Origin of the sequence: Mycobacterium sp. IS-836 (assembly GCF_001954275.1) — a bacterium.
Lineage (GTDB): Bacteria > Actinomycetota > Actinomycetes > Mycobacteriales > Mycobacteriaceae > Mycobacterium.
Map to the genome: position 1 here is coordinate 66,333 of NZ_MBEU01000094.1, position 13,327 is coordinate 79,659.

The window sequence follows — 13,327 nt, forward strand, 5'->3', positions numbered from 1 at the left end:
GCGCCAGGACCGATTCTGTGAGGGTGTTTCTGCACAGCTATCTGCGCCGTGTGCGGAATTTTTCGCTGAAGGCTGCGTCAGGACGCTTGACAAGCCGGTTTCCGCCGTCATGGCGGCGCTGAAGCGGGTCGCCCGTTCGGTCAACCGTAGGTGTCCCGGGGGCCTCGGCCGGCGATGTGCCGCGGGCCCTTCCGCCACGAGGGTGCGGCCGGCCCCGTGATTTTCAGCGATGTCACTACGCCGTTGCCAACCGCGGCGGCGATCTTGGCCAGGATCTGCGCCTGGATCATCCGCAACTGGGTCGCCCAGGCGGTCGATTCCGCCGCCACGCTGAGCACCCCGTCGTTCAGGGTGGTCGGGGTCGCGTGGTCGGCGATCTGGTGTCCCACCACCGACGACCAGTGGCCAAGCACCGTGCCCTCGGCGACGTGGGTCGACCAGCCCCGCTTTTTGGCCAGATCGCGCGCCAGCCTGCCCAACGGTTGGGGGTCACGCGCGTCGGGCCCGGGGCCCGACCAGCTTCGCCGCTGTCCCGCGACGCGGCGCGGCGGAGGCGGCGCGCCCCGCCCGCGGCCGGCGTCTTTTCCCTGCGCACGGGCGGCCGCGCGGGCTTCCTCGAGGGTTCGTCGCACCAGGTCGATGCCGGTCAGTTCGCCGGGCGGTGTGCCGCGGTCGGGAGTCGATCCGCCGCCGGGGCCGGTCATCCTTGCACCACCGATACGCGCCCGCCGTCCTCATCGCGCAGATCGATGTGCACCCGCCTAGCGTCCCACTCGGCCGGTATATCTTCGAGGACCGCCGCGGTTACCAATACTTGTTCTGCCGCTTCGGCCACCGAAGCCAAGGCGCGGCGCCGCGTCGCGTCGAGTTCGGCGAACACGTCGTCGAGCAACAACACCGGTTCGCTCCCGTCGGCCCGCAGCAACTCGTATGCCGCCAAGCGCAGCGCGACGGCGAACGACCACGACTCCCCGTGGCTGGCAAAGCCTTTGGCGGGCTGGTCGCCGAGTCGCAACTCCAGGTCGTCGCGATGTGGGCCGACAAGACACATTCCGCGTTCCACCTCCGCGTCGCGGCGTGCCGCCAGCGCAGCCAACAACGCGGCTTCCAGGAACTCGCGGTCGGCACCCTCGTCGCCCCCGCCATCCATGCTCGCGCGGTAGCCGATCGAGGCTTGCCGCGATCCCGACGCCAGTAACTGGTAGGCCTTTTCCACCTCGGGCGCCAACTGATTGACCAGATCGATGCGGGCGGCCATCAGTTCCGCGCCGTGCTCGGCCAAGCGGCCGTCCCACACATCGAGAGTGTCCACCGCGCCCCCGCGATGTCGGGCGCCGGACAACGACTTCAACAGCGCCGTGCGCTGGCGCAACACTTTGTCGTAGTCCGCCCGCACGGCGGCGATCGCCGGGCGGCGCACCGTCGCCAGATCATCGAGGTAGCGCCGGCGGTCCGCCGGATCGCCGCGGACCAACGCCAGGTCTTCCGGGGCGAAAAGCACCGCCCGCAATACCCCGACCACCTCGCGTGTGCTGCGCACGGGGGAGCGGTTCAGCCTCGCCTTGTTGGCCCGCCCCGCCGCGATTTCCAGATCGACCGCGCATTCCCGGCCCTCGTTGACGACGATGGTCGAAACTATCGCGCGCGTATTGCCCGCCCGGATCAACGGCGCGTCGGTACCCACCCGGTGCGAACCCAACGTACTCGAATACCACAGCGCCTCAATGAGATTCGTCTTTCCGAACCCATTGGGTCCGACGAACACCGTCCGGCCCGGTTCCAATTCGAGGTCGGCCTGCGCCCAGGACCGGAAATCACGCAGTCCCAAATGCCGGACGTACACCTACCCGGGCAGCCGCACTGGCATCAACAGGTACACGTAATCCGTCGGCAAGGCGGGGAAGGGGCCGTTGCCCGTCGGATGGCTGTCGTCGTCGAACGCCGGCCGCAACAACGCCGGCTTGCCCGGCGTCGTGAAACCGAACGACACCCGGTCGGCATGGACCGACCCGAGCCCATCCGTCAGGTAGGTCGGGTTGAACGCAATCGTCAACGGCTCCCCGGCGAAGTCGACGGCGAGGTCTTCTTCGGCCCGGCCGACATCGTCGGCGCCCGCGGAAAGTCGCAGCATGCCGTCGGCGAATTCCATGCGCACCTGCGCGCCCCGGTCAGCGACCAGCGCGACCAGCTTGATCGCTTCGGTCAACTCCGCCACGTTGATGGTGGCGACCGCCGTGTGCTCGGCCGGTAACAGCTGACGAAACTTCGGGAACTCCGCGTCCAGCAGGCGGGTGGTGCTGCGCTTGCCGTTACCGCTGATACCCAGCAGTCCGTCTTTTCCGACGCCCGACCCGGCACCCAACGACAAGCGAACGTCCGAGCCGTCGATGCCGGCTTTGGCGGCCTCGGACAACGTTCTCGCCGGGACCAGCACCGCGGCCTCGACATCGGGCGACAACGCCGTCCACGTCAGCTCGCGAACCGCCAGCCGGAACCTGTCGGTCGCGGCCAAAACTACGGTTTCACCCGAGATCTCGACCCGAATCCCCGTCAGCATGGGCAGCGTGTCATCCCGGCCGGCAGCGATGGCAACCTGACCGATCGCCTCGGCGAACAGCTCCGACGGCAGGCTCCCGGTATCGTCCGGCAGCGCGGGCAGCGTCGGGTAATCCTCAACCGCCATCGTCGGCAGCGAAAACCTGGCATTTCCGCATGTCAACGCGACGCGATTACCGTCCACGTAGAAGTCCACCGGTTTGTCCGGCAACGCCCGGGTAATGTCAGACAGCAACCGCCCAGACACCAAAACGCTTCCAGGAGAAGCTATTTCGGCTGCAACCTGCGCCTCAGCGGACACTTCGTAGTCGAATCCCGAGATTGTCAGGCCCTCATCCGAGCCGGTCAACAACACGCCCGAAAGCACCGGCACGGCAGGTCTCGTCGGCAGGTTCTTCGCCACCCATGACACCGCGTCGGCGAAAGACTCTCGCACCACACGAAACTTCAGATCGGTGAGGCCAGCTGTTGTCGTCGCCGCGTCCATAGCGTCCCTTCACCTGCCGAGTGTTCGAAACTAAGGTTGGCTAGCCGCCCGTCGCTAGCAGTCGAAGAACAACCGTAGATCTTCGGAGGCCATCTTGAAAGCTAATCGCAAAGCCCGACAAGCCCGGTCACCGCGAGCCTTGCGAGCCCAGCGTAACGAAGCCTCCCCAGCGCTGTACTTCAAAGAAGAAACAACGGAGATAACTCAGTAACAGTAATAAGGGGTGTGGATTCTGGGGACAGCCTGGTCTTCAGGCAGCTAGGACGAGAGCCGGGGTGTGGATGACAGCGTCGACAACTGTGTGGCGTGTGTTGGGCCGGTGGGGATGAACGACGGGTGTGCACCGAGACCCCATCGGTCCACCGGTCTTTGACGGGTTTGTACACAGCGCTGCGCACAACTCCGGGGTGTGGCTGGTGTTACAGGGGTGCGAGAAGTTTTTTGAAAAAAGATGCCGGAAGCGGCCGGAATCAGCGCTTGGACCGCTGACGGATGCGCGTGGTGAGTTCCTTGACGTGATCGAACACCTCGCGTCGCTCGGCCATCTCGGACAAGATCTTTCGCTGGGCGTACATGACGGTGGTGTGATCACGGCCGAATGCCTGGCCGATCTTGGGCAACGAGAGGTCGGTGAGTTCGCGGCATAGATACATCGCGATTTGTCGTGATTGAGCCAGCGCTCGGGTCTTGCCCGGGCCGCGGAGCTCCTCGACGGTGGTGTCGAAGTATTCGGCGGTGGCGGCCATGATGGTCGCCGCGCTGATTTGCATGGTGCTCGCGTCGGCGATCAAGTCGCGAAGGACGATCTCGGCCAGTGACTTGTCGATCGGAGTCTTGTTCAGCGACGCGAATGCCGTCACCCGGATCAGGGCGCCTTCCAGTTCGCGGATGTTGCGTTCGATGCTGCTGGCGATGAGCTCGAGCACGTCGTCGGGCACCGCGAGGCGCTCCATCTGCGCTTTTTTGCGCAGGATTGCGATGCGGGTTTCCAGCTCCGGGGGCTGCACGTCGGTGATCAGGCCCCACTCGAACCGGGTCCTCAGCCGGTCTTCGAGGGTGGCGAGTTGTTTGGGTGGTCGGTCGGAGGAGATGACGATCTGCTTGTTGGCGTTGTGCAGCGTGTTGAAGGTGTGGAAGAACTCCTCCTGGATACCTTCCTTGCCCTCGATGAACTGGATGTCATCGACGAGCAGCACGTCGACGTCGCGATAGCTGCGCTTGAACGCGACCTTGCGGTCGTCGCGAAGCGAGTTGATGAAGTCGTTGGTGAATTCCTCGGTGGAGACGTACTTGACCCGCATACCCGGGAACAACCGCTGGGCGTAATTGCCGGCCGCGTGCAGCAGATGTGTCTTGCCGAGGCCGGATTCGCCCCAGATGAACAGCGGGTTGTACGCGCGGGCCGGGGCTTCGGCGATCGCGAGCGCGGCCGCGTGCGCGAAGCGGTTGGACGCACCGATGACGAAGGTGTCGAACGTGTACCGGCGGTTGAGGCTGGTTCCGCCTGCGATGGCCGGGTCGATGATGTGGGGACGCTCGGTGAAGTAGTTGGGCCAACCCTGCTCGTCGTCGATGACGGCTTCACCGTTTTCGTCAGCCTCGTCGATGTCAGTTGACGTTTCGAGGTCGGCGTCGTCGACGAAGATGTCGGCTTGAGAGAGGACGGTGTCGTCGCCGTCTTCCGCTGGCGGGGCGATGCGCACCCCGAGTTGGACTTGCTGGCCGAGCCGGCGACTCAGCGCGTCGGTGATGGGTTCGCGCAGATGACGTTCGATCTCGTTCTGGACGAAACTGCTCGGCACCGACAGCAGAGCAAACCCCTCGACGATGGTCAGTGGTTGGACCAGATTCAGCCACGCCCTTTGCTGAGGGGTCAAGGGGGCAACAAGCGTCGTGCGATTGGCGGCGCCGCCGTCGGCGGTGGATTCGCCGTTGAGTTCAGAGACGACCGCGTTCCACACTGTCGTGAAAGTTGAACCGGGGTCATCGGTCAACGACGTATCTCCCTGGTCCGACGTCGAGGAACTGCCAGCTTGGCGACAAAGCAGCTGTCCACATAGTTATACACAGGTGTGGACAGGATGAGCGTAAACGAGCCACAGCCTTCCGGCGACGGCCCGCGATCTCCATGCTGGTGGCAACCCCACGCAGGTCGCCTAGGCAGCTAGTTGATCCGCCATCCTCGCTTCGTTGTCGAGCGCCGTCTCACGCTGAAACGGCATGCCCGAAGCTAACAGTTTTCCGTGCGGCTGCCAACAGTTCTGCTGCATTCCAATCGGGTTATTTAAAGTTCTTTGGGGCGTGCTTCGATCCGGTGCGGTTTTGGTCGGGACCGGGTCGCCGAGAACGAATGTTTTCATGCGGGTTGGGTGTGGGTCCGTTGGGGCAGGCCAAGTTTGACCCAGCGAAGGCGCATCAGTACCCTCAAACAGTCGCCCGAAAGTCGGCGATACGGCTGCGACCTAGGCGAACCTGCCTGGGGACCGCGCCGGCCAGTAGCGAGACCAGCTTCGACCGACACACGAACTCCCGCGGTTGCGAATCGTGAGCGGCCGGATGGCTGGGAAAGCTTTGAGCGAGACACAACGAGGAGAACGCCGTGGCCAAGGGCAAGCGGACCTTCCAGCCGAACAACCGGCGCCGAGCCCGCGTGCATGGCTTCCGCTTGCGAATGCGGACCCGTGCGGGGCGTTCGATCGTGTCCAACCGGCGCCGTAAGGGCCGCCGCGCGCTGTCTGCCTGATCGCAACGTCAGGTTTTGGCGGTGCTTCCCGCACGCAACCGTATGAGGCGGTCGACGGAGTTCGACGCGACCGTCAAATGCGGGGCGCGTCTGGTGCAGTCCGATGTCGTCGTCTACCTCCGGCGCACCGACAGCAATAGTGGCCCGCGGCTAGGGCTGATCATCGGCAAGGCGGTCGGGTCGGCGGTGGACCGCCACCGCGTCGCCCGCCGGTTGCGCCATGCCGCCCGAAGCCTGCTGGGCGATCTCGATCAATCCGATCTGGTGGTGATCCGGGCGCTGCCGAGTAGTCGGCACGCGTCGTCGGCGCGGCTGAAGCAGCAGCTGCGAAGCGCTCTGCGACGCGGTTGTGAGCTGGCGGGGACGCGCCGGTGAATCGGACGGCGCGGGCGCGCGCGGTAGTCGGCGGTTCGGGCAGGGCCGCCGCGCGGGGGTTGATCTTTCTCATCCAGCTGTACCGGCACATGGTTTCGCCGCTGCGACCGCCGACGTGTCGTTTCGTTCCGACGTGTAGCCAGTACGCGGTCGATGCACTCACCGAGTACGGCTTGATTCGCGGCAGTTGGTTGGCGGCGGTCAGGCTCGCCAAGTGCGGGCCATGGCATCAGGGAGGATGGGACCCGATACCGGAGCGCCGCGGATGCCGGGCGAACTTCGATGACGCCAGCGACGTCTGGGATGCGCCAGGGGCGCGAGGGGAGAGCGAATCTTTTGTTTGATTTTTTCAGCCTCGACATCATCTACTACCCGGTGTCGTGGATCATGTGGGTTTGGTACAAGTTGTTCGCGGCGCTGCTGGGTCCGTCGAATTTCTTCGCCTGGGCCCTGGCGGTGATGTTCTTGGTGTTCACCCTGCGAGCCTTGCTGTACAAGCCGTTCGTGCGTCAGATCCGCACCACCCGGCAGATGCAGGAGCTGCAACCACAGATCAAGGCGCTGCAAAAGAAGTACGGCAAGGACCGTCAGCGGATGGCGCTCGAGATGCAGAAGCTGCAGCGCGAGCACGGCTTCAATCCGATCCTGGGCTGCTTGCCGATGCTGGCGCAGATCCCCGTGTTCCTGGGGCTGTATCACGTGCTGCGGTCGTTCAACCGAACTCAGGGTGGATTCGGTCAGCCGCACCTGTCGGTGATCCAGAACCGGCTTACCGGCAACTACATGTTCAGCCCGCTCGAGGTGCAGCACTTCCTGGACGCCAACCTGTTTGGTGCGCCGATCGGTGCGTCCATGACACAGCGCACCGGTATGGAGGCCTTCACCGATTTCAGTCGTCCCGCGGTGGTGGCCGTCGGCGTCCCGGTGATGATCCTCGCCGGCATCGCAACCTACTTCAACAGCCGGGCATCCATCGCGCGCCAGAGCCCCGAGGCGGCGGCCAACCCGCAGACCGCGATGATGAACAAGCTTGCGCTGTATGTGTTTCCGCTCGGCGTGGTCGTCGGTGGGCCGTTCCTTCCGCTCGCGATCATCCTGTATTGGTTCTCGAACAACATCTGGACCTTCGGCCAGCAGCACTACGTGTTCGGCATGATCGAGAAAGAGGACGAGGCCAAGAAGCAGGAAGTCATCAAGCGCCGAGCAGCCAATGCGCCAGCGCCGGGAGCCAAGCCCAAGCGCAATCCGAAGCCGACCCCGGCGACGGGTAACGGCTCGGCGACGGTCGGCGATGACGACGCGGAACCGGCCGCGCCGAAGGCGGACGCTGACGGCTCCGAAGATCGGCAAACCGCGACAACGGAACAGGCGGACAAGCCCAAGCCCGCCGCACGCAACAACGCTCCAGGCAACCGCACCCCGCGGCCGGGAGCGCGACCGAAGAAACGCAAACGCTGACCAGGGTGCCACACGCTAGGGACCGCTCGGACAGGCGAGCCATTAACGGGACCCGTGGATGAGGGAGAGAAAGGCATGACGGACGCACACATCACCGAGCCCGACGTTGACGTCGAACCGTCGGTCGAGGACGTCAACGAGAACGGGGCGCCGGCGGAAGGGACCGCCGACGAAGGGGACGACTTGGAGGAGCGGTTGGTCGCCGAGGGGGAGATCGCCGGCGACTACCTCGAGGAGCTGCTGGACCTATTGGACTTCGACGGCGACATCGATCTGGACGTCGAGGGCAACCGCGCGGTGGTGAGCATCGACGGGAGCGACGACCTAAACAAGTTGGTGGGCCGCACCGGCGAGGTGCTCGACGCCCTGCAGGAGCTCACCCGGCTGGCGGTGCACCAGAAAACCGGTGTGCGGAGCCGGCTCATGCTCGACATCGCGAGCTGGCGCCGCCGCCGCCGCGAGGAGCTGGCCGCGCTGGGCGACAAGGTCGCGCGGCGCGTGCTGGACAGCGGCGAGCGCGAGGAGCTCGCACCGATGACGCCGTTCGAGCGGAAGATCGTCCACGACGCCGTCGCGGCGGTCCCCGGGGTGCACAGCGAGAGCGAGGGCGCGGAGCCGTCGCGCCGCGTCGTGGTACTGCTCGACTAGGAGTTACAGCGGTGTAGTTCGCCGCGGCATCTTGGGCCGCGGCGGCACGAAGACCAGAGGGATGTTTCACGTGAAACATGTCGGCCGTTGCGAGCGGATGCTCGATCCTGCCGCGCCGACGACCCCTGGCGAACCGACACCGACGCCGGACGTGGCCGCCGCGATCTTCGGGCCACATATATCTATTGCGCAGAGGTACGCCGAACTGTTGGCGTCCGCCGGGGTGGAACGCGGCCTCCTCGGGCCACGCGAGGTCGACCGGGTGTGGGACCGCCATCTGCTGAACAGTGTGGCCGTCGGAAAACTCCTGGAGCCGGAGGAGCGCGTCGTAGACATCGGTAGCGGTGCGGGGCTGCCGGGAATCCCGTTGGCGATTGCGCGACCCGACCTTCATGTCGTACTTCTCGAACCGCTGCTGCGGCGGAGCGAGTTTCTCAATGAGGTGGTGGCCGAACTAGGGTTGGCCGTCGAGGTGGTGCGCGGCCGGGCCGAGGAACCTTGGGTGCGGGAACGGTACGGGGGGAGGGACGCGGCTGTGTCGCGAGCGGTTGCAGCTCTGGACAAGTTGACGAAGTGGAGTATGCCGTTGCTACGGCCGGGCGGCCGGATGGTGGCCATCAAGGGTGAGCGCGCCCGGGACGAACTCCAGGCGCACCGGCGTGTGATGGCGGCGTCGGGCGCCGTTGATGCCAGGGTGGTCACATGTGGCGCGAATTATTTGCGTCCGCCCGCAACCGTGGTCTTGGCGCGACGCGCAAGCCTGCCGCGGCAGGGGTCGGCACGAATGGGGAACAGGGGACATCGATGAGTTCTCCGCGAGACTGGCCCGCGCCGCCGCCCCCGGCGGATGTGGCACCCGGGCAGGCGAGCGCCCCCGAGTACGACGACCCGGCGGACGCAGTGCCGCATGTTTCACGTGAAACATCGGAGGAATACGACACCCCGATCGGCGCCGCCGCCGAGCGTGCCATGCGGGTCCTCCACACCACTTACCCACCGTTGCGCCGGCCGGATCACCGGCGGGTCTTCACCGTCGCGAACCAAAAGGGCGGCGTCGGTAAAACCACCACGGCGGTCAACCTTGCCGCCGCGCTCGCCGTGCAGGGGCTCAAGACACTTGTCATCGACCTCGACCCGCAGGGCAATGCGAGCACGGCGCTCGGAATCACCGACCGGCAGGCCGGCACGCCGTCGTCGTACGAAGTCCTCCTCGGCGAGGTCTCCCTGCAGGACGCGCTGCGCCGCAGCCCGCACAGCGAGCGCCTGTTCTGCGTCCCGTCCACGATCGACCTGGCCGGTGCCGAGATTGAATTGGTGAGCATGGTTGCGCGCGAGAACCGATTGCGTAACGCTTTGGCCGCGCTCGACCAGTTCGACTTCGACTACGTCTTTGTCGACTGCCCGCCATCGCTGGGGTTGTTGACCATCAACGCGCTCGTCGCCGCGCCAGAGGTGATGATCCCGATTCAGTGCGAGTACTACGCGCTCGAGGGTGTGTCACAGCTGATGCGCAACATCGAGATGGTGAAGGCCCATTTGAATCCCCGGCTCGACGTGACCACGGTGATCCTCACGATGTACGACGGGCGGACCAAGCTCGCCGACCAGGTGGCCGAAGAGGTGCGCCGGTACTTCGGAAGCAAGGTGCTGCGCACGGTGATCCCGCGCAGCGTCAAGGTCTCGGAGGCGCCCGGCTACAGCATGACGATCATCGACTACGACCCCGGCTCGCGCGGGGCGATGAGCTATCTCGACGCGAGCCGCGAACTCGCGCTACGCGACTGACAACCATCGGCGAAGGGACGATCATGACGCAGCCGTTACGCAGGAAGGGCGGCCTTGGCCGAGGCCTGGCTTCGCTGATTCCCACCGGTCCGGCCGAAGGCGACTCGGGCCCCGCGACGCTCGGCCCACGGATGGGGGATGCGGCCGCCGACGTGTTGATCGGCGGACCGGCGCCGGACGCCGCCGGAGTAGGGGCGGTGTATCGCGAGATCGCGCCGGCCGACATCGAGGCCAATCCACGCCAGCCACGGCAGGTCTTCGACGAGGAGGCGCTGTCCGAACTCGTGCACTCCATCCGTGAGTTTGGACTCTTGCAGCCCATCGTCGTGCGGGCGGTGCCCGGGGCGACGAGCGGCGCGCGCTACCAGATCGTGATGGGGGAGCGGCGCTGGCGGGCGGCCCAGGAGGCGGGCCTGGCCACCATCCCGGCCATCGTGCGCGAGACCGCGGATGACACCCTCCTGCGCGACGCCTTGCTGGAGAACATCCATCGGGTGCAGCTGAACCCCTTGGAAGAGGCGGCGGCCTACCAACAGCTGCTCGACGAGTTCGATGTCACTCACGACGAACTGGCGACCCGCATCGGCCGATCGCGGCCGCTGATCACCAACATGATCCGCTTGCTCAAACTGCCGATCGCGGTCCAGCGGCGCGTGGCGGCCGGGGTGCTGTCCGCCGGCCATGCCCGGGCCCTGCTGTCCCTCGAGGCCGGCCCCGAGGCGCAGGAAGAGCTGGCCAGCCGGATCGTCGCGGAGGGTCTGTCGGTGCGCGCCACCGAGGAAGCGGTCACGCTGGCCAATCGCGGGGAGGGGCATAAGCCCGCGCCCCCGCGGCGCAAGCCCATTCAGATGCCCGGCCTGCAGGACGTTGCTGACCGGCTGTCGAATACCTTCGATACGCGCGTGACGGTCAGCCTTGGCAAACGCAAGGGGCGGATCGTCGTGGAGTTCGCCTCGGTGGAAGACCTGCAACGGATCATCGACGTGATGGCCCCGCCCAGCCCATGATCAGCCATACGGTGTAATTACGTCACTGTGACACTGGCCGGGTTTCCGGCACGAATCAAGCCGCCGCGGGCCCGGCGCTGTGCGGGAGAACCACTGGGCCACAACGAATTTCGGAATTCAGCGGACCGACGCACCCCGCTGGGCGGCGCCCACGGCGGGGCCAGTCACGAGGCTGCGCGAACACTGGCCCCGCGACGGCAAACTCTCCTATCCTGGAGGGGTTGCCGGTGCATGTCAGCCTGGGGATATCCGGGCTTGCGGTACGCACGGAAGCCAGGAGGCTAGTGTCTGCTCGAATCACACCGCTGCGGCTCGAAGCCTTCGAGCATCTTCCGAAGCATGCGCGCCGCTGCGTCTTCTGGGAGGTCGACCCCGCCACTCTCGGTAACCAGGACCACCTCGCCGATCCGGAATTCGAAAAGGAAGCCTGGTTGTCGATGGTGATGCTGGAGTGGGGCTCGTGCGGTCAGGTCGCGACGGCGGTCCCCGACGAACGCAGCCACGCCGAGCCGCCATGCCTCGGCTATGTCCTCTACGCACCGCCGCGAGCGGTTCCGCGGGCACAGCGGTTTCCCACCGCTCCGGTATCGGCGGACGCGGTGTTGCTGACGTCCATGGGGATCGAACCCGGGCAGGCCGCAAACGACCTGCCGCACAGCCTGTTGGCCCGCGTCATCGACGAGCTGGTGCGGCGCGGAGTACGGGCGCTGGAAGCTTTTGGCCGCACTCCGGCGGCATCGGAGTTACAGGACCCGCGGATGGTCGATCCCGGTGTGCGTCCAGTGCTGGAAGCCCTCGGTGACTGCACCGTCGAGCACTGCATCATCGACGCGGAGTTCTTGAAAGACGTGGGTTTCGTTGTGGTAGCGCCGCATACGTACTTCCCTCGGTTGCGGCTCGAGCTCGACAAGGGCCTGGGTTGGAAGGCCGAGGTGGAAGCGGCGCTGGAGCGCCTGCTGGCCAATGCGCAGCTGGAGCAGCCGGTCGGGGCCGGGTCGACGGCTACGAATACGTAGCGGGCGTCCCAGAACGGTTAGGAACCGCCGAGCCGGGTCGTGCGTTCCACCGACAACTCGTGAGCCAGCAGCTCGGCGAAGGTGAATGTGCCGGTGGGCCTATCGTTCTTGCCCAGCAGATACAGCCGCTTGACCGCGGCGAGGATACCTTCGGCGATCGCGTCGCGAGTGTGCGTCGAGACCAGCATGTCCCGGTCTCGTGGATTGGTGATGTAGCCGACGTCGACCTGAACGGTCGGCATCCGGGTCAGCCGGAGCAGATCCCATGTCCGGCCATGTGTGCGGCAATCCCGTAAACCGGTGCGGGCCACCACTTCTCGCTGAATGAAGTCGGCGAGATTGCGGCCGATGGTCGAGACAGAGCCATGCGAGTTGCCGAAATGAAACGACGCGACGCCGTTGGCGGAAGGGCTGCGCTGGGCCTCGCAGCGCAGGCTGATCATCAGGTCCGCGCCGACGCTGTTGGCCGTCGCGGCACGTTCGGCATCCGACGGGCTGCGATTGGTCGGCCGGGACAGGAAGGTCTCCATGCCGATGGCGGTCATCCGACCCTCAAGCCGGCTTGCCAAGTCCCACAACACATCTGCTTCGCTGATAGGCCCGTTCGGACCATGGCAGATCAAGCCGTGATCCGCGCCGCCGCGGCCCGGATCGATGATGATGCGCTTGCCCGAGAGTTTGGGTCCCGATCGGCGCACCAGCTCTTCCTCGCGAATCGCGTGGGGCGAGCCGCCGCTGACCCGGGAACTTAGAAAGTACAAGGAGCGTAACGTTTCCGGACCGCAGATGCCGTCGGCGGCGAGCCCGTACTCGCGTTGGTACGACATCAACGCGTTGTGCGTCTGCAAACCGAAGTAGCCGTCGACCAGGCCGGTATAGAAGCCGAGGTCCTGTAGCCGAGCCTGCAGGGTCGCGACATCGTCCCCGTAGAGGGGGGCGCCGAATTGGTGGTACAGCGTGCGCGCGCCGAGCCGGTAGGACGCCTCTTTCAACGCCCGATAGGTGGCCTCGCCGACGATGCCGTCCACCAGCAGTCCGCGGTGCTGCTGGAAGGCACGTACGGCCTGGTCGAGCTCGGAATCGAACAGTTCGAGGGCCACATGCCTGCCGGTGGTCAGGTCTTCCTCGGAGTTGTCCAGCAGGTTCAGCGCAGCCAGCGCCGCCCGGATTTCGGTCACAGCAGCGCTGCGGTCACCACAGCGCAGCGCGTCGCCGTTTTCGCGGCGCGGACTCGGCATACCAAGGGCCCTCC

The 13,327-nt window shown here is 65.9% G+C and carries 14 protein-coding genes; 9 read left to right on the plus strand and 5 right to left on the minus strand.

The window, feature by feature from the left end; genetic code table 11:
• Positions 1-140: 140 nt before the first annotated feature.
• The 4 genes from A5747_RS24345 to dnaA all read right to left on the minus strand — a co-directional run bounded on the left by A5747_RS24345 (position 141) and on the right by dnaA (position 5,037).
• Entirely contained in the window at positions 141-704 is a 564-nt protein-coding gene (locus tag A5747_RS24345) for a DUF721 family protein (RefSeq protein ID WP_076129047.1), read from the minus strand.
• A complete protein-coding gene (gene recF, locus A5747_RS24350) occupies positions 701-1,843 on the minus strand; it encodes a DNA replication/repair protein RecF (RefSeq protein ID WP_076129048.1) in 1,143 nt (380 codons plus the stop codon). Before recF ends, A5747_RS24345 begins: the two co-directional genes overlap by 4 nt.
• Complete coding sequence (dnaN, locus tag A5747_RS24355) at positions 1,844-3,043, minus strand: DNA polymerase III subunit beta (RefSeq protein WP_076129050.1); 1,200 nt, start codon at positions 3,041-3,043, stop codon at positions 1,844-1,846.
• A 470-nt stretch (positions 3,044-3,513) separates the two neighbouring features.
• On the minus strand, positions 3,514-5,037 hold the full coding sequence (dnaA, locus tag A5747_RS24360) for a chromosomal replication initiator protein DnaA (protein WP_076129052.1): 1,524 nt from the start codon (positions 5,035-5,037) through the stop codon (positions 3,514-3,516).
• Between the two features lie 605 nt (positions 5,038-5,642).
• On the opposite strand from dnaA, the gene rpmH reads away from it, so the two are divergent.
• The 9 genes from rpmH to A5747_RS24405 all read left to right on the plus strand — a co-directional run bounded on the left by rpmH (position 5,643) and on the right by A5747_RS24405 (position 12,075).
• Entirely contained in the window at positions 5,643-5,786 is a 144-nt protein-coding gene (gene rpmH, locus A5747_RS24365; protein ID WP_076060026.1) for a 50S ribosomal protein L34, read from the plus strand.
• Between the two features lie 21 nt (positions 5,787-5,807).
• Positions 5,808-6,161 carry a ribonuclease P protein component gene (rnpA, locus tag A5747_RS24370; RefSeq protein ID WP_076129054.1) on the plus strand — a complete coding sequence of 118 codons (354 nt, stop codon included), beginning with the start codon at positions 5,808-5,810 and terminating at the stop codon, positions 6,159-6,161.
• On the plus strand, positions 6,158-6,505 hold the full coding sequence (gene yidD, locus A5747_RS24375; RefSeq protein ID WP_076129055.1) for a membrane protein insertion efficiency factor YidD: 348 nt from the start codon (positions 6,158-6,160) through the stop codon (positions 6,503-6,505). Before rnpA ends, yidD begins: the two co-directional genes overlap by 4 nt.
• A complete protein-coding gene (gene yidC / locus A5747_RS24380) occupies positions 6,465-7,619 on the plus strand; it encodes a membrane protein insertase YidC (RefSeq protein ID WP_076129057.1) in 1,155 nt (384 codons plus the stop codon). Before yidD ends, yidC begins: the two co-directional genes overlap by 41 nt.
• A 75-nt stretch (positions 7,620-7,694) precedes the next feature.
• Positions 7,695-8,267 carry a R3H domain-containing nucleic acid-binding protein gene (locus A5747_RS24385; RefSeq protein ID WP_076129059.1) on the plus strand — a complete coding sequence of 191 codons (573 nt, stop codon included), beginning with the start codon at positions 7,695-7,697 and terminating at the stop codon, positions 8,265-8,267.
• A gap of 61 nt (positions 8,268-8,328) precedes the next feature.
• The gene (rsmG, locus tag A5747_RS24390) at positions 8,329-9,075 is read left to right on the plus strand and encodes a 16S rRNA (guanine(527)-N(7))-methyltransferase RsmG (protein WP_076129060.1); all 747 of its coding nucleotides are present in this window, start codon (positions 8,329-8,331) and stop codon (positions 9,073-9,075) included.
• On the plus strand, positions 9,072-10,052 hold the full coding sequence (locus A5747_RS24395; protein WP_076129062.1) for a ParA family protein: 981 nt from the start codon (positions 9,072-9,074) through the stop codon (positions 10,050-10,052). Before rsmG ends, A5747_RS24395 begins: the two co-directional genes overlap by 4 nt.
• Before the next feature lie 23 nt (positions 10,053-10,075).
• The gene (locus A5747_RS24400) at positions 10,076-11,059 is read left to right on the plus strand and encodes a ParB/RepB/Spo0J family partition protein (RefSeq protein WP_076129064.1); all 984 of its coding nucleotides are present in this window, start codon (positions 10,076-10,078) and stop codon (positions 11,057-11,059) included.
• Positions 11,060-11,343: 284 nt separating this feature from the next.
• Positions 11,344-12,075 (plus strand): acetyltransferase, encoded by a 732-nt coding sequence (locus A5747_RS24405; RefSeq protein WP_076129066.1) that lies wholly within the window; start codon positions 11,344-11,346, stop codon positions 12,073-12,075.
• A gap of 17 nt (positions 12,076-12,092) precedes the next feature.
• Here A5747_RS24405 and A5747_RS24410 read toward each other — a convergent pair whose 3' ends face one another.
• Positions 12,093-13,313 carry an N-acetylmuramoyl-L-alanine amidase gene (locus A5747_RS24410; protein ID WP_076129067.1) on the minus strand — a complete coding sequence of 407 codons (1,221 nt, stop codon included), beginning with the start codon at positions 13,311-13,313 and terminating at the stop codon, positions 12,093-12,095.
• Positions 13,314-13,327 lie beyond the last annotated feature (14 nt).

What these genes read in the sequence shown, in the direction of transcription:
- A5747_RS24410 (WP_076129067.1), bottom strand. Translation starts at nt 13,313, where the DNA reads ATGCCGAGTCCGCGCCGCGAAAACGGCGACGCGCTGCGCTGTGGTGAC.
- rsmG (WP_076129060.1), top strand. Translation starts at nt 8,329, where the DNA reads ATGTTTCACGTGAAACATGTCGGCCGTTGCGAGCGGATGCTCGATCCT.
- A5747_RS24345 (WP_076129047.1), bottom strand. Translation starts at nt 704, where the DNA reads ATGACCGGCCCCGGCGGCGGATCGACTCCCGACCGCGGCACACCGCCC.
- dnaN (WP_076129050.1), bottom strand. Translation starts at nt 3,043, where the DNA reads ATGGACGCGGCGACGACAACAGCTGGCCTCACCGATCTGAAGTTTCGT.
- A5747_RS24400 (WP_076129064.1), top strand. Translation starts at nt 10,076, where the DNA reads ATGACGCAGCCGTTACGCAGGAAGGGCGGCCTTGGCCGAGGCCTGGCT.
- A5747_RS24385 (WP_076129059.1), top strand. Translation starts at nt 7,695, where the DNA reads ATGACGGACGCACACATCACCGAGCCCGACGTTGACGTCGAACCGTCG.
- yidC (WP_076129057.1), top strand. Translation starts at nt 6,465, where the DNA reads ATGCGCCAGGGGCGCGAGGGGAGAGCGAATCTTTTGTTTGATTTTTTC.
- A5747_RS24395 (WP_076129062.1), top strand. Translation starts at nt 9,072, where the DNA reads ATGAGTTCTCCGCGAGACTGGCCCGCGCCGCCGCCCCCGGCGGATGTG.